At 57.8% G+C, this 15,438-nt stretch carries 16 protein-coding genes and 1 tRNA gene; 5 read left to right on the forward strand and 12 right to left on the reverse strand.

The genetic code is table 11. The features are described from left to right. The 10 genes from SIB38_RS09420 to SIB38_RS09465 all read right to left on the reverse strand — a co-directional run bounded on the left by SIB38_RS09420 (position 1) and on the right by SIB38_RS09465 (position 8,142). Complete coding sequence (locus SIB38_RS09420) at positions 1 to 366, reverse strand: response regulator (RefSeq protein ID WP_164646190.1); 366 nt, start codon at positions 364 to 366, stop codon at positions 1 to 3. Continuing rightward, positions 363 to 665 (reverse strand): STAS domain-containing protein, encoded by a 303-nt coding sequence (locus tag SIB38_RS09425; RefSeq protein WP_294118175.1) that lies wholly within the window; start codon positions 663 to 665, stop codon positions 363 to 365. The genes SIB38_RS09420 and SIB38_RS09425 overlap by 4 nt, the downstream gene beginning before the upstream one ends. A gap of 370 nt (positions 666 to 1,035) precedes the next feature. Beyond that, positions 1,036 to 1,677 (reverse strand): DsbA family oxidoreductase, encoded by a 642-nt coding sequence (locus SIB38_RS09430; protein WP_294118173.1) that lies wholly within the window; start codon positions 1,675 to 1,677, stop codon positions 1,036 to 1,038. A gap of 76 nt (positions 1,678 to 1,753) precedes the next feature. Then, positions 1,754 to 2,683 carry an AEC family transporter gene (locus tag SIB38_RS09435; RefSeq protein ID WP_412551879.1) on the reverse strand — a complete coding sequence of 310 codons (930 nt, stop codon included), beginning with the start codon at positions 2,681 to 2,683 and terminating at the stop codon, positions 1,754 to 1,756. 29 nt (positions 2,684 to 2,712) lie between these two features. After that, complete coding sequence (locus SIB38_RS09440; RefSeq protein WP_412551880.1) at positions 2,713 to 3,516, reverse strand: MBL fold metallo-hydrolase; 804 nt, start codon at positions 3,514 to 3,516, stop codon at positions 2,713 to 2,715. Continuing rightward, positions 3,513 to 4,319, reverse strand: a complete 807-nt coding sequence (locus tag SIB38_RS09445; RefSeq protein ID WP_294118167.1) for a TatD family hydrolase — start codon at positions 4,317 to 4,319, stop codon at positions 3,513 to 3,515. The genes SIB38_RS09440 and SIB38_RS09445 overlap by 4 nt, the downstream gene beginning before the upstream one ends. A gap of 7 nt (positions 4,320 to 4,326) precedes the next feature. After that, a complete protein-coding gene (locus SIB38_RS09450; RefSeq protein WP_294118165.1) occupies positions 4,327 to 5,445 on the reverse strand; it encodes a DNA polymerase III subunit delta' in 1,119 nt (372 codons plus the stop codon). After that, positions 5,442 to 6,071, reverse strand: coding sequence for a dTMP kinase (gene tmk, locus SIB38_RS09455; RefSeq protein ID WP_294118164.1), 630 nt, complete (start codon positions 6,069 to 6,071; stop codon positions 5,442 to 5,444). Before tmk ends, SIB38_RS09450 begins: the two co-directional genes overlap by 4 nt. Next, entirely contained in the window at positions 6,068 to 7,237 is a 1,170-nt protein-coding gene (locus tag SIB38_RS09460) for a D-alanyl-D-alanine carboxypeptidase family protein (RefSeq protein ID WP_412551881.1), read from the reverse strand. The genes tmk and SIB38_RS09460 overlap by 4 nt, the downstream gene beginning before the upstream one ends. Before the next feature lie 14 nt (positions 7,238 to 7,251). After that, entirely contained in the window at positions 7,252 to 8,142 is an 891-nt protein-coding gene (locus SIB38_RS09465; protein WP_412551882.1) for an SPOR domain-containing protein, read from the reverse strand. Positions 8,143 to 8,340: 198 nt separating this feature from the next. Here SIB38_RS09465 and SIB38_RS09470 point away from each other — a divergent pair. After that, positions 8,341 to 8,430, forward strand: a tRNA-Ser gene (locus SIB38_RS09470). 475 nt (positions 8,431 to 8,905) lie between these two features. Here the strand turns inward: SIB38_RS09470 and SIB38_RS09475 are convergent. After that, entirely contained in the window at positions 8,906 to 10,477 is a 1,572-nt protein-coding gene (locus tag SIB38_RS09475) for a recombinase family protein (protein ID WP_412551883.1), read from the reverse strand. Beyond that, the gene (locus tag SIB38_RS09480; protein WP_412551884.1) at positions 10,474 to 10,896 is read right to left on the reverse strand and encodes a DUF2924 domain-containing protein; all 423 of its coding nucleotides are present in this window, start codon (positions 10,894 to 10,896) and stop codon (positions 10,474 to 10,476) included. The genes SIB38_RS09475 and SIB38_RS09480 overlap by 4 nt, the downstream gene beginning before the upstream one ends. Before the next feature lie 390 nt (positions 10,897 to 11,286). Between SIB38_RS09480 and SIB38_RS09485 the strand changes: the two genes are divergently transcribed. The 4 genes from SIB38_RS09485 to SIB38_RS09500 are packed head-to-tail and all read left to right on the forward strand — an operon-like array spanning position 11,287 to position 15,404. Further along, entirely contained in the window at positions 11,287 to 12,735 is a 1,449-nt protein-coding gene (locus tag SIB38_RS09485) for a site-specific DNA-methyltransferase (protein WP_412551885.1), read from the forward strand. Then, positions 12,728 to 13,177 (forward strand): DUF5681 domain-containing protein, encoded by a 450-nt coding sequence (locus tag SIB38_RS09490; protein WP_412551886.1) that lies wholly within the window; start codon positions 12,728 to 12,730, stop codon positions 13,175 to 13,177. Before SIB38_RS09485 ends, SIB38_RS09490 begins: the two co-directional genes overlap by 8 nt. Then, on the forward strand, positions 13,174 to 14,649 hold the full coding sequence (gene terL, locus SIB38_RS09495) for a phage terminase large subunit (RefSeq protein WP_412551887.1): 1,476 nt from the start codon (positions 13,174 to 13,176) through the stop codon (positions 14,647 to 14,649). Before SIB38_RS09490 ends, terL begins: the two co-directional genes overlap by 4 nt. 59 nt (positions 14,650 to 14,708) lie before the next feature. Further along, positions 14,709 to 15,404, forward strand: a complete 696-nt coding sequence (locus tag SIB38_RS09500; protein WP_412551888.1) for an IS6 family transposase — start codon at positions 14,709 to 14,711, stop codon at positions 15,402 to 15,404. Positions 15,405 to 15,438 lie beyond the last annotated feature (34 nt).

A 15,438-nucleotide genomic window follows, 5' to 3' on the forward strand; every position in this document is an offset into this window, starting at 1 on the left:
TCAGACAACCAGACGATTGATGACCGCGACCAGCTTTTCTGCGTCAAACGGCTTTACAATCCAGCCGGTTGCGCCAGCTGTACGGGCACGTTGTTTCAGTTCTTCGCCGCTTTCCGTGGTCAGCACGAGAATGGGCAGAGAGGCGCACTCAGGGCGCTCACGCACACCTTCGATCATGCCAAAGCCATCCAGGCGGGGCATATTGATGTCGGTGATGACCAGGTCAGGGTCAGAGCCGCCAAGTTTGTCCAGACCGTCGATGCCGTCCTCGGCCAGATCGACATCAAAGCCTGCATCGGTCAGTGCGGTTTGAATCATCGCGCGCATGGTGCGGGAGTCATCAACTGCAAGAATCTTCGTCGTCATGCGGAGCCCCTTTCAAGAAGACAGTCATGGGGCAGGCCGAGCCGCTCCATACCTTTTAGAAATTCGTCAGATGGTTGTTTCAGTTCAAATGGCAGTTCACGTGCGGCCCATTCGGCGCGCGTGGCCAAAAGCAGTTCAGCGCCAGCCCCCCCAAGGAACTCAACATGATGCGCATCAAGCGCAAGCGGTTGCCCGCGGGAGGCTTCGATTGCAAGACGCAATTCGGTGCAATGTGCGTAATCCAACTGCTGCGGCAGCGCGATGCAGTCGGCCTGAGATGATGATGTGTCTGTGTTCATGGGTCTGGTTCAATACCGTTTTCGGACTGGCTGATTGAAGGCAACGTAAGCTGGCAGCTCTTAACACCCGGTTACTCGGAAAAATCTTGTGGTTTGGCGCGGTAGATAGGGGGGACTAGCAGGGGTTTTCGCCGACTTCCTGATGTGAGAGTTCGGTTTTAAGTGGCTGAATAGGATATATATTTTTGTGGATTGTGGTGACTTTGGCAGGATTTTAATGACCTTGCCGCCTAGGGTTGTGTGTGCCGGGAACGGCTTTCTTTAGAAGGCGGGGGCGTGCAGGAAATTGCGCAGCAAAAAGCCCTCGGAATCGGCGATTCCAAGGGCTGTCTACAACCAGATTGTCGCAAGGCCTGTGCGGCCTTTGGCCTTAGGACGTGGCGATGTGCCGGAGCAGGTTTGCAAAGGTGTCGACGCCTTGCGCACCGGAGGTGGCTTGTTTGGCGTCAAACACCATGGTGGGCACACCCGACACACCACGCGAGGTCCAGAACTGCTCTTTTTGGCGCACGGTCTCAGCATAGCGTTGGTCGTGCAGCACGGCCTTGGCTTCTTCCGCGTTTAGACCAATGGAAGCCGCAGTCTGGATTAGGACTTCTGGATCACTCACATCTCGGCCTTGGGTGAAGTAGGCATCAAACAGCGCCAGTTTCAGGGCTTGGGCCTGTCCGCTTTCCGAGGCCCAGTGCAACAGCTGATGGGCGGTAAAGGTGTTGTAGATGCGGCTGTCCTCGGTCCAGTGAAACGCGAAGTCGAGATCTTTGCCCACGGAGGTCAGGTGGTCGCGAGCGGATTGGGACTGTTCGGCGGAGCTGCCGTATTTTCGCATGATGTGCGCGCGCAGGTTTTCGCCTTCCGCCTCCATATCCGGATTGAGTTCAAACGGGTGCCAATAGGTTTCTACCGGAATGCCGGTGGCCTCGGAGGCTTGCATAAGCTGGCGGTAACCAACGATGCACCAGGGGCAAACGACATCGGAGACGATGTCCACGCGGATTGGGTCTTGGGCCATTGGGGCACTCCTGTGGTGGGTCAGGCCGCCAAGATGGGGCGCGGTTGCGGTGGACGCAAGCCGCTGTGCTGTGAGGTCACGGCAATGTGCCCAGCCAGAGCCAAACCGTGAGCACCGAGAGGGCGGTGCCAATCAGCACGGTGGAGGCGGCCACCCGCATGGCGCGGCCGTACATATTGGCGAAGAGGTAGGCGTTGATGCCGGGAGCCATGGAAGCGGTGACGATGGCGGAGCGCAGGTTGTCCACGGAAATGGCACTCCAGGTGCCAAAGGCAAAGGTCAGTGCGGGATGCAGCCCAAGAGAGACAGCACAACAGAAGAGGATGGTGCGCATGTCGCCTTCGGGATGGTAGCGGTAGAGTACGCCGCCGATGCCGAACAGCGCGGCGGGCAGCGCTGAGCCTGCTAAGAGGTTGACCGCGTGCATCGCCGGTTCGGGCACCGAGATGTTGCCGAGGTTGACCACAAAACCAAGGCCGATGCCGATGATCAGCGCGTTGGAAAACATCGCCTTGAGCACGGTGGGCACGATCTTGGCTTTGGAGCTGTGTCGCGCGCGCATGATCTCCATGGTGGCTATACCAAGCCCATAGCAGAAAGGCGCGTGGATCGAGATGATGGCGTAGTTGCCGGTCAGGCTTTCGGGGCCGTAGGCGCGCTCCATGATGGCGAGGCCCAGCAAGAGCGAGTTGGAAAACAGGCAGACAAAGCCAATGGCGGTTGCGTCTTCCCAGTCGCGGCCAAACAGGAATTTAGCGCCCAGCATACCGGTGAGAAAGCACAGGAAGGCGGCCCCGTAGAAGCTGCCCAGTAGGTTGAGGTTGTATTCGGCGGCCAAGTCGAGGTTTGAGATCGCGCGAAAGAGCAGGACCGGTACGGCAAAGTTGGTGGCGTAGCGCATCAATCCGTCGACGTTTTGCTGACTGAACAGCCCGCGCCACGCTGCGAGGTAGCCAAAGCCGATAATGAAAAAGACCGGCAGGATCACAGAGATAAGAGTTTGCAACTGTGTCGTGTCCTGCTGTGTGACCTGTGTTACAGGTCGTAAGTGATTTTCATCCCGTCAAATGCGGGGGTGATGTGGTCCGGGGTCTCGCCATCCACCACTGTGTGGTCGAGGTCGATATGCATATTGGTCAACACGGCGCGCTCCGGTGTGAGTTTGGCAATCCACTCCAGCGCTTTGTCCAGATGGGCGTGGGTGGGGTGCGGAGAGCGGCGTAGGGCGTCGATGATGAAGCACTTCATGTCAGTCAGCTGCGGCCAGGCGTCGTCGTAGATTTCGGCCACGTCCGGCATATAAACCACGTCGTTCACACGGAAGGCCAAGGCGTCGATGCTGCCGTGATCCACTTTGATTGGCTTAAAGGTGATGTCACCGCCAGCACCGGAGATGGTGAAATCGTCGTCATCGATGGTGTGCAAGTCGAGGATCGGCGGGTAGGGGCTGTCTTTGGGTTGTACAAATGCATAGCCAAAGCGGCTGAGCAGATCGTTTTGCGTGGCACCATCCGCCCAGACCGGAATGCGTTTGCGCATGTTGTAGACCACCATACGCAGGTCATCGATGCCATGCACGTGATCCGCGTGGCTATGGGTGTAGACCACGGCGTCCAGCGCGAAGACATCCGCGGACAGAAGTTGGTCGCGCATGTCAGGTGAGGTGTCGACCAGTACGGTGGTTTTACCGTCTGCCGTTGCACGCTCGATCAACAAAGAGCAGCGGCGTCGGCGGTTTTTGGGGTTGGTGGGGTCACAGTCGCCCCAATGGCCGCCAATGCGTGGCACGCCACCGGAGCTGCCACAGCCCAGAATGGTGAAGGCTAGCGTTGCGCTCATGCAGCGGCCGCCGTGCTGGTCACTTTGGAGAACAGGCGCTCGAAGTTGGCCTGTGTCTGCGCGGCGAAGTCGGCGTAGTCCATGCCAAACACCTCGGCGCCAACGCGAGCGGTTTTTTCCACGTAAGACGGCTCATTGCGTTTGCCGCGATAGGGCGGGGGCGCGAGGTAAGGTGCGTCGGTTTCCACCAGCACGCGGTCCACCGGTGCGGCTGCAAAGATGTCGCGTACTTCTTGAGACCGTGGGAAGGCGGCGATGCCGGACATGGACAGGTAGAAACCAAGATCGAGCATCTTTTGGGCCAGTTCCGGCCCAGAGCTGTAGCAATGCATGACGCAGCCATAAGCGCCTTTGTTAAACTCTTCGGTCAGGATCTGCGCCATGTCTTCATCCGCATCACGGCTGTGGATGATCAGGGGCAAGCCGGTTTCGCGCGCCGCTTCGCAGTGGATGCGCAGCGAGGTTTGCTGCACCTCTTTGCTGTCAGCGGTGTAGTGGTAGTCCAGACCGGTTTCGCCAATACCCACAAACTTGGGGTGTTGCGCCAGCGCGACCAGTTCGTCCACCGTGGCCAGCGGCTCCTCAGCAGCGCTCATCGGGTGGGTGCCGGCAGCGTAGAATACTGGCGCGTGAGCCTCGGCTATCGCGCGCACGGTGGGTTCGTTGCGCAGGCGGGTGCAGATGGTCACCATGCGGGTCACGCCCACGTCAGCCGCGCGGGCGATGAACTCATCCAGTTTGCCGTCGAAGTCCGGGAAATCGAGGTGGCAGTGGCTGTCGGTGATCTGGGGATAGTCAGTCATGAGGCGCTCAGGCGGTTGCGGTTTGATGGATCTTGAAAACCGTATCCAGCACAAGCGCGGCAGGGTCAAGGTTCACCGCCTTGCCGTGGTGGGTGCGATCCGAAATTTCCTGTGCGGCGGCGGCCCAGGCGCGGGCTTTATAGGCATTGGGGGCCAGACGGCTAAGTACCTGTGCCTCGTTGGGGGCAACTTCGGTGGCGGGAGGTTGTCCCAGAGCACCGGTGCGCGCGAGGCGTATCAAGAAGAGGTCAATCAGCGTCAGCAGCAGCTCATACCGTTCGGCGTTTGCGGGGCCAACAGCGGCGTTGGAGAGGGCGATGGCGCGTTGCCGGTCAAAGCCCTGCTCGGTGGCGAAGAGCGAGATCAGTTCTGCATAGAGCGCCAGGCCGTCACTTTGCAAAATCCGCAGGGCTTCACCCACAGAACCTGCTGCCAGTTCGGCGAGGGCTGGGGACTCAGCGGCCTCAAAGCCAGCCTGCGTGAGGGCGTTGTGCATGTCCTCAGGCGACAGTGGATGCAGACGCAGTTCGCGACAACGCGACCGGATGGTTGGCAGCAAGCGCGAGGGCTGATGTGAGATCAGCAGCATGGTGGTGCGCTCTGGCGGTTCCTCAAGCATTTTGAGGAGTGCGTTGGCGGCGTTCACGTTCATCTCATCCGCGCTGTCGACAATGACCACGCGACGGCCACCGTCAGCGGAGGACATGGTCAGAAAGTGGGTCAAGCCGCGTACATCGTCTACGACGATTTGGTCGCGCAGCTTGCCGGTTTTCTCGTTCAAAGAGCGCGTGATGCTGAACAGGCCAGGCTCAGAGCGGGCCAAAAGGCGGTGCGAGACCGGGTGGTCTGGCGAGACATCCAAGCTGGTGTGTGGAACAGGATCGCCAAACAGACCCGCACCGTCATCCAGTGGAGTGGCCAGAAGGAAGCGCGCGATGCGCCATGCCAGGGTGGCTTTGCCCACGCCAATGGGGCCGGTGATCAGCCATCCGTGGTGCAGACGGTGCGAGTTGACCGCAGCGAGAAAGTCCTGTTCAGCGGATGCCTGACCAAAGAGCACCTCGGTTTCCCGGGGATGCGGCGCGCCGGTGACGCGGTCGGCCTCTGGGGCGGTGTCGTCGCTCACGCGCTGGCCTCGATGTGTTGTTTCACAGTGGCGTAAACCGCGTCGGACACGCTGTCCATATCGCTGGCCCCGTCGATCACGCGGAAGCGGTCGGCGTATTCCTTGGACAGGTCCAGGAAGCCTTTGCGCATCTGCTCCTGCAAAGCTTGGCCAAAGTCTTCAAAGCGCTCTTCGGCCGTTTGGCGGGATTTGGCGCGGGCCAGACCGGTGGCTGGGTCCATGTCGATCAGCACGGTAAGGTCGGGTTCGCGGCCGATCATCAGGCTGTGTAATTGGTCCACAATGCCGCGCAGGTCGCCACGCGAAAGACCCTGATACATGCGGGTGCTGTCGGCGAAGCGATCACAGATGACAATTTTGCCAGCAGCCACGGCAGGCAGAATTGTGCGTTCCAGATGGTCGCGGCGGGCTGCGGTAAAAAGCAGGATTTCGGTTTCGGCGGACCAACGGTCCGGGTCGCCTTCAAGCACCAGCGCCCGAATTTCTTCGGCCCCAACAGAGCCGCCGGGTTCGCGGGTCAAAACAACCTCAAAGCCTTCCGCGCGCAGGCGGTCTGCGAGAAGTTTTGCTTGAGTGGATTTGCCGGAACCGTCGATGCCTTCAAACGTGATGAAGTGTCCGCTCACGATGCACCTGCGAGGTTGAGACCAAACTGCTGCATCAAAACACCCGCAGCCGTGCGCAGACGGATGCCAAAGCCGCCTTCGGGCACATCTGCTTCGGCCACAAGAGGAATGCGCATTTCTGGCAGGTCTTCGGGCATGAGCACCAGCTCCGCCAACGATTGGCCCTTTGCGATGGGCGCCTCAATTGGGCCGTTATAGATCACCTCGGCTTTGACCTTGTTCTGTGCGAGCACGGGCAAAAGCACTTCAATGTCATTTTCCGGGACGAGACCAACCCGTGGGGTTTTGCCCATCCAGACGTCCGCTTCGGCCACACGTTCGCCTTCGCGGGCCAGCGTGGCCTCGGAGAATTGGCGGAAGGCCCAGTTGACAATCTGCTCAGACACTTCGGCACGTTCGGCGGCGGTTTGCAGGCCGGAGAAGGCAAAAATCACGCGGCGGTTGCCTTGTTTGGCAGAGCCAACAAGGCCGTAGCCCGCCTCAGACGTGTGGCCAGTTTTCAGACCGTCCGCGCCAATGTTGAGGCGCAGTAGCGGGTTGCGGTTTTGCGTGTTTTGCGGCGCACGGCCGTCAAATTGGAACTCGCGCTCGGCAAACATTGGGTAGAACTCGGGGAAGTCCGTGATCAGGCGGTTTGCCAGCAAGGAAAGGTCGCGCATGCTCATGCGATGGCCGGGCGCAGGCCAGCCGTTGGAGTTGGCAAAGGTCGAGTTGGTCATGCCCATTTGCCGCGCGCGGCGGGTCATCAGACGGGCAAAGCCTGCCTCGGTGCCATCCGGGCTGAGGGTTTCGGCGATCACAGCGCAGGCGTCATTGCCAGACAGCACAATGATGCCGCGCAAGAGATCCTCGACCGCCACCCGATCTGTGGTGTCCAGGAACATGGTAGAGCCGCCGTAGTTCATCGCATGCTGCGACACCGGCAGTTTTTCAGTCATCTGCAAGCGGCCATCTCGGACGGCCTCAAAGGCCATGTAGAGCGTCATCAACTTGGACATAGAGGCCGGTGGCAGCGCTTCGTCAGCGTTTTTGGCCAGCAACACAGTGCCGGTGGATTGATCCATCACAAAGGCGGCACGGGCTTTGGTTTCAAAGGCGCTGGCCTCACTGGTCGCAACGGTCAATCCAATCGCTGCCACGCAGGCGTAGAATACGGATTTGAACATGGCAGAGGCCTCCGTCAGTTGGTCACTGCATAGGCATCAGTAAAGCCAATGCCGTGCACTTTCTTGGTCATGGATTTCAATTCGGATTTGCTCGACGCGGGGCCCACCAGCACGCGGTAGAAGGTCTTGTCACCCGAGGTTGTTTTTTTGGTCAGCGCGGGCAGGCCGGCGCTCTTCATTTGCGCGGCAGCGCCGTTGGCGTTGGATTGCACCGAGAAGATGCCGATCTGCACGTAGGGTTTAGAGAGCGAAGAAGAGGTCGGCTTGGGCGCCACTTCGGATTGTGCAGCAGGTGTCGGGGCAGGGGCGGCCTGCTTGGCTTCGGCCGCGGCAATGGCAGCGGTTGCTGCCGCGATTGGCTCCAGTGGCGCTTCTTCAACCTCTGCCGTTTCAGCAACCTCGGCGGTGGCTTCTGGATCAACAGGGGCCTCTTCGGCCACTTCTTCGCGGCGCAGGGCGGTTATGTTCAACTCCACAGGTGCCCCGGCCAACATGCCAAGCGCGGCTGCGGCATCAGAGGAGACCTGAATGCGCGGGCCTGGAATATCGCGCTCGCGGCGGAACAGAGCGCCGATCACAAATTTGCCGTTGGCCTGGTTGCGGATAATGACCCGCTCCGGGTCGCCCACGTCGGGATGCGCGGCCCACACACCACCCAGGGACGGGCGGCCATCCCAGAGGCCTGCCTCGGATGTCGAGAAGACCTCAGGCGCTTCCACATCACGTTCCACCAGTTTGGTGGTTTGGCCCGCCACCGGCGCGGCGGCCTCGGTCGTGGGCGTTTTGTTCAGGAAGTTGAAGTCTTCGCCATCGGTGCAGCCAGCAAGCGCGACGCCACAAAGAACCAAAACGGCTGGCGCCGTGCGGCGCGGAAATTGAAAGTTTGCGCCTGAAAATAAGGTCATTATGTGCCCTTTGCCTGCTCGTATCCTGTCGTACCAAATGCCGCTGTTCTCTGTCCTTGAAGGGGCGCAGCAGCGGTCAATTGCGCGGAGTGTAACCCGCGTTAGGTTTTAAGGAAAGTGCGGGTAACAGAATGTGTCGGAAATCCGCCGCTCTTTCCGCTTGAACCGCGCGGAGAGTGGCAGTAGGGATGGCGTGTCGGAGGAGTGGCAGAGTGGTCGAATGCACCGGTCTTGAAAACCGACGAGGGTTAACGCCCTCCGTGGGTTCGAATCCCACCTCCTCCGCCACCGACCCCGGTCTCATTTTCCCCTGCAGAATTGGTTGCGATTTGTGGCGCGATTTCCGTCGGTTGCGAGGTTGCGGTTTGAACTGAGACGCACCGTGGCGCTGTATTTCCCCAAAAGATCTCAAGAGTCTCAGTGTCCCAATTTTGCCGGTGAGGTTTGGTGCGTGTTTCCCTGATAAGGGTCAGTTTACAGGGAGTTTTGAGTGAATCAGCTGATTTTTCCCACAAACGAGTGTGCTTTTACCAGCATTTACAGCAACTAAGGGTGCGGATTCCCTAAGCGACGGAACAGGGAATTTGAATCGCCGAACAGGGAATATGCACGGACTGATCAGGGAAGCCAGAAGCTTGAACAGGGATCAGGTGTTTGGGGAGAAACCAAAAAGCCGCTCTTGGGCCTGCCAGTCCATTGGGAGTTTGCATCGGGCGATGGTTTCTAGCGTAAGTTCTGCAGGTTGCGACCCGGAGAGGATGGCTTACTGGATTCGGGGTGACAAAAAGGCCATCGGGACAATGCGGGTGATGTAGCTTTCCGAAATGGTTGTCGTGCTGGCGATCTGTTTGATGGATGTTCCGGTCTTCATTTGAGCCACCCAATTATGAGCATTGCGCAGGGCTCGGATCAGAGTCGCATCTGGGGCGGGTGTTGTTTCCCCGGCCACAATCTTCATCTCGACGCCCCGGCGGCGGATGGCGAATGGGACATCGATTTTGCACAGGTTCTTGTCCAGCTCCTGTGCGGGCAGGTTCAGGAGTTTGGCAAGGTCACTAAGGGAGAGATGTAGCCGCAACCGCTCTCCAGATATCGCGCCGGATCTGAGGATGGTGGAGAGGGCTTTTGCCCCGCTCGCATTGATCGCTTCCACAAGTTCCTGCATCGCATCAGCCGCTGCCGATGATAATATCGCGTCTGAACTAATCACAATCTGATGGCGCTGGGCGGCGGTGCGCAGGTGATCTGCGGTGGCATGTGCCAACGCTTTCTCTAGAGCCTTGGCTGGTAGACGCCATCCGGTAGGGTCGGGTTTGCCCGAGGTCAGGCGGTTTGAGACATAGTAGTAGTGGCGCTGATTGCCCTTTTGTGTGTGGGAGGGGGTCAGGATATCTCCTGTCTCATCGCGCAATTTGCCCAAAAGCGGTGCGGCTTGTGTGTCAGACGTGAAAGTCGCGGAGGCGTTTCCACCGCGACGGCGCATTGCGGCGGCCTCAAGCTTGTCCTGCACCCGGTCCCATTGCCGTTTCTCGATGATAGCTGTGTGCTGTCCGGGAAAGCTCTTGTTCTTGTGGCGAATACGTCCGAGATAGGTTGGATTGCGCAGAATGTGATAGATCTGACCGCGACTGAACGGGCGCCCACCTTGAACACGACCGGTCGAGAAAACATGGCGCTTGGAAACCAGCCCCTCGGCGTCGCATTGCCGCGTGACAGCACTCAGGCATTGCAATTCGTCATAAAGTTCAAAGATGCGCCCGACGGTCTGGGCCTCGTCTTCATTGATCACCAGTTCCCGTGTGTTCGGATCGGGATGCGCATCATACCCGAGCGGCGGCACACCTCCCATCCAAAGGCCTTTCTTCTTGGAGGCGGCGATCTTGTCGCGGATACGTTCTGCAGTCACTTCCCTTTCGAACTGGGCAAAAGAAAGAAGTACGTTCAAAGTCAGCCGCCCCATGGATGAGGATGTGTTGAAGGCTTGGGTGACAGAGACAAAGGAACACTTTGCCTCCTCGAGCCGATCAACCAGCTTGGCGAAATCCGCAAGCGATCGCGTCAGTCGATCGATCTTGTAGACCACCACCATGTCGACCCGTCCGGCGTCAATATCGGTCAGAAGACGTTGCAGAGCAGGGCGTTCCAATGTGCCACCTGATTTGCCGCCATCATCATAGCGGGTGGGCAAAAGCTTCCAGCCCTCATGCCTCTGGCTGGCGAAATAGGCAGCGCAGGCTTCATGCTGAGCGTCCAATGAGTTGAAATCCTGATCCAGCCTTTCCTCGGAAGATTTGCGGGTGTAGATGGCGCATCGTATCTTGCGGGTCTGGCTCATTTGTGCGCTCTGGTCTTCGTCAAGCCGAAGAAGCGCGGCCCGGACCAATGGCTGCCTGTGATCGTGCGGGCAATCACGGAAAGCGACCGGTAAGTCTGCCCGCGCCACAGAAAGCCGTCCTCGGTTACGTCGACCACATGGGTGGTGCCATTCCATTCCCGCAGCAATCGGCCACCGGGCTTGAGGCCGAGCGCGGTCTTTGATGACTGTTTCCGCTTTCCCTCTTTCCGTGCCAGGTCTTTCAAAGCGGTTTTTGTAAGCCCGCCGTGATGCTGCACTTGGATCTCATATGCCAATACACGGCGCATAAAGACCTGACTCATACGTGGTGGTGGTGCTTTGCCGTGGAGCGCCTGCCAAGCCTTTGACAGATCCTCGCGGCCCAAAGCTCTTAGGTCTTCAAGAGTAGGCATTGTCATAATTGATCTCCTCGTCATTGTGGCGTTCGGAGGCAGTGCCCCGTACTGAGGAGAGCCCGAATTGATCGAGCCTGTGACTAGTGATGCGTGGTCTGGGCACTTAGTCCAGTCTATTCGGATGAGGGAACAACTTACCTTTTGTGCAGCGTTGATCGAAGATACCACACCCATAATTATATGTATAACAATAGGTTAGTGCTAAATTTTGTTCGAAAACCACTTGCGCTTCATCGCGTGGGCTCCTAGTTTGGGCTTGTCATTGGATGCGTGAGAGAGGCGCAAGAAATCTAATGACACCTGTGCTGGGTTTTTGCCTGGCGCACTTACAGCGGGGACACACTGGATCGCAAGATCTGGCGAGTTCCGCTTTCGGACCTCTCCATTCTACTAATGCGATCCATTTTGAAAACGCCGCGTTTGTCGGCACTAAAAATGGAGCCAGTTATGAACTGCCCCAAATCGCGCCCTCCTGTGGGAGCAAAGACCCAAACGATCTGGATGGCCGACAAAGTCATCCAAACCCCGGTCGGCGATCTTAAGCCTTACAAGAACAACAACCGCGTGCATCGCGAGAAAAACATCACCAAGCTCAAAGCCTCAGTGAAGCAGTTTGGATTTGTGACACCGATATTGGTGGATGGTGACGGTGTCATCATCGCGGGGCACGGCCGCTATCAAGCCGCTAAGTCTCTCGGGTTGAAATCAGTGCCAACTGTGATCGCGACGCACCTGACCGATCCCGAGGTGCGTGCGCTGCGTGTCGCCGACAACAAACTCGCTGAGCTTTCCGACTGGAACGAGGAGGCATTGCAAATTGAATTTGCCGACCTGATGGACATGAGCCTTGCAGATGATCTGGACTTTGGTCTGGAAATCACCGGGTTCGAAATGCCTGAGATTGACATTGTTATTGGTGGCTCTCCTCAAACGGAAACTTCACCTGCCGAGGTTGTTGCGGCTCCGGATAAATCCAAACCTGCGGTGACGCAGCCCGGAGACACTTGGATCCTCGGAGATCATCGCGTGCTTTGCGGCAATTCTCTTGAAGCGGATAGCTATGCACATGTGTTGGAGGGAAAAGTCCCCCGCATGGTCTTTACAGACCCGCCTTACAACGTGCCGGTGCAGGGTCATGTGCGCTCGGGAAGCGGTAGCGGGCACCGCGAGTTCGCTATTGGTTCGGGGGAGATGTCGGACGCTGAGTTCCGCAACTTTTTGAATGAAGTTATGGGCCAGCTTGCGCATCATTTGCCTGACGGCGGGATAGCGAATGTTTGTATGGATTGGCGCCACATCGAAGAGTTGATCGCGACCGGAAAGGCAGCAGGTCTTGATCTGATCAATCTTTGCGTTTGGAACAAGACCAATGGTGGGATGGGCAGTCTCTATCGCTCCAAACATGAACTGGTCTGCATCTTCAAGAAACCTGGAGCGCCGCATATCAATAATGTCGCGTTGGGCAAACATGGTCGCAACCGCACCAATGTTTGGGATTACGCGGGCGTAAACAGCTTCGGAAAGTCACGTGATGCTGATCTGGTGGATCACCCGACGGTCAAGCCGACCGATCTTGTTGCGGATGCCATTATGGATGTCACTCACCGCGGCGATGTTGTGCTGGACGCCTTTGGGGGATCAGGAGCCACGCTGCTGGCGGCAGAAAAGACTGGACGTTGCGCGCGGTTGATTGAGTTGGATCCGCTTTACGTCGATGTCACCATCCGCCGTTGGCAGGACATGACGGGCCATAAGGCTGTTCATGCCTCTACCGGCAAGCGCTTTGATGAGCTGGTCAATCAGTTGACCGCCCCCGAAGGCAAGGAGCTGGCTCATGTCTAAGCAGGACCCTGACTATGAAGTCGGCTACGGAAAGCCGCCGAAACACAGCCAGTTCAAAAAGGGACGCTCGGGCAATCCGAAAGGGCGTCCGAAAGGGGCAAAGGGCGTTGTCGCCAGTATTAAACGCGAGATGGAACGCAAGGTTACCATCCGTGAGGGCGGTCAAGAAGTGACAATCTCCAAGGCGGAAGCGGTGGCCAAGCGCATCTTGGCGAAGGCCCTTTCGGGAGATGCGGGAGCGTTGAAGTTGTTGCTTCAGTTCGATGCAGAACAGATGCAGCAGGTCGAAATCGATGGCGAACAGAGTGGCCAGACCATTCTGCCAGATCAGACCGACGAGGCCGTGTTGCAGTATTTTGCCCAAAAGGTTCGTGAGAATGGTTTTGGCTCTGAAACAAACTACAAGCCGAAGAAAAATGAGAGTGATGGAGGTGACCCATGACCTTGCATGATCCTCGGATGGATGTCCGGGTCGCTGAGGCGCACTATCGGACCAACTTCCTTGCCTTCGTCTGGAAAACCTTCGGAACTTTGCACCCTGGAAAAGAAGGCGCGTTTGTTCCGGCCTGGCACGTTAGCGCGATGTGCCACGAGTTGGACAACGTCCGCACTGGCGCAAACCAGCGGCTGATCATCAACGTGCCGCCTCGTCATCTCAAGTCGGTTACGGTGGCGGTTGCGTTTGTGGCATTCGTATTGGGACACAATCCCCACGCCAAGATCATTGTTGCCAGCTATGGTTTGGATCTTGCGCGTCTCCACTCGGAGGCGACCCGCAAGGTAATGTACTCAGGCTGGTATCAACGCCTGTTCCCTGGAACCCGCCTCGCCAGAAAAGGCAACACGCAAGAAGAAATCAAAACAACAAAAGGGGGCGGCCGCAAGGCCGTCTCCATCGGTGGCGCCGTCACGGGCCATGGGGCAGACTACATTATCATCGATGACCTTTTGAAGGCTGCGGATGCCAATTCCGAAGCGGAGCTTGAGCGGGCACAGGTGTTCATTGAGGGCTCTTTGCTATCCCGTTTTGATAATCCTTCTGAAGGTCGCGTTGTGATGATTGCCCAGCGTCTGCATGAAATGGACCCTGCGGGCTATCTGCTCGACAAGGGCACGTATCGCCATCTCAATCTTCCCGCGATCGCCGAAGAGGAAGTGGATATTCCGATTAGTCTTGGGGAGATCCATCAGCGTAAAGTCGGCGACATCCTCTTTCCGGAAAGCACAGACCGCAAAACTCTGGAACGGATGCGCAAGGAAATGGGGACGGCCACGTTCAATTGTCAGTACCAACAGAACCCGATCGCACCAGATGGCTCGACCCTGCGTTGGGAGTGGTTTGGGACATATGAGGAGGCATTGCCGCGGTCGGCCTATCAGATGGTAGTTCAGAGCTGGGATACCGGCATGTCTGCCGATCCCCGGTCTGACTTCTCGGTTTGCACGACCTGGGGGTTCACCGGAAACGGCTGGCATTTGTTGGATGTGTACCGCAGGCAGCTCGACTTTCCTGACCTTGAGGCCAAAGCCAAAAGCCTTGTGCGTCAGTGGGATCCCGATCGGGTGCTCATAGAGGACGCCGCCAGTGGTAAGCCGCTGTTCCAAAAACTGTTTATGGACGACCGCAGTCGCTATCAGGCGATCCGGCCGGACAAAGACAAGGAAATCCGTTTCAACGCCGCCTGCTCTCCGGTGGAAGAAGGTAACGTGCTCTTGCCACGTGAAGCGGACTGGCTTCCTGCGTTTAAGCGTGAGCTGCAGGGCTTTCCGCGCGGCCGCAATGATGATCAGGTCGACAGCTTCTCGCAGTTCCTCAACTGGTCCACAGGCAATGGGTTCTATCGCACGCTTGGGCGCGAGCATCCGATTAATCTTGCGCGCCGTGAACAGAGCCGGGAGCGGCGGAGGAGGTAGGAGGGCCTTGTCAGAGGAAACCGGCTTGAAGCGAGCAGGGCGCACATTAGCGTCCAGCGATGACGAACAAATCCCCATTTCGCTACTTCAAAACCAGCCCTGAGATTATCCGCTTGGCTGTGATGATGTACATTCGGTTTCCACTGTCGCTCAGGAACGTCGAAGATCTGCTACACGAACGCGGCATCGACGTAAGCTATGAATCTGTTCGGTTTTGGTGGCAACGCTTCGGTCCCAAATTCGCATCAGAAATCCGCAAGAGACGATCTCAGTCGATGCGTTGCCACTCAAATTGGAAATGGCATCTGGGCGAAATGTTCGTGAAGATCAACGGCGAGCGGTACTACTTTTGGCGGGCCGTTGATCATGAGGGTGAGGTCCTAGAAAGCTATGTGACGAAGACGCGAGATAGGAAGGCAGCATTGAAATTTCTCAAGAAATCAATGCGGCGTTACGGTCGGCCAGGCACACTGGTAACCGACAAACTCCGCTCTTACGGTGCCGCGATGAGGGTAATTGGCAACGCGGATAGGCAGGAAACTGGCCGCTGGGTGAACAATCGCGCAGAGAATTCTCATCTGCCATTTCGACGAAGAGAGAGGGCGATGCTGCGCTTCCGACGATTGCGAAGTCTGCAGAAGTTCGCATCTGTTCTCAACCTCTTCAATTCGGAGCGCAGTCTCTATTCTAGACAACATTTCAAACTGAACCGCGTCGCCGCTCTGACCGAGTGGCGCCAACTTAGCGCCGAATAAAGGGCGAAACTCTGTCCTAGCTGAGACTCGTTCG

The organism is Shimia sp. MIT910701 (genome assembly GCF_047126315.1).
In the GTDB taxonomy this organism is placed as follows: domain Bacteria; phylum Pseudomonadota; class Alphaproteobacteria; order Rhodobacterales; family Rhodobacteraceae; genus Shimia.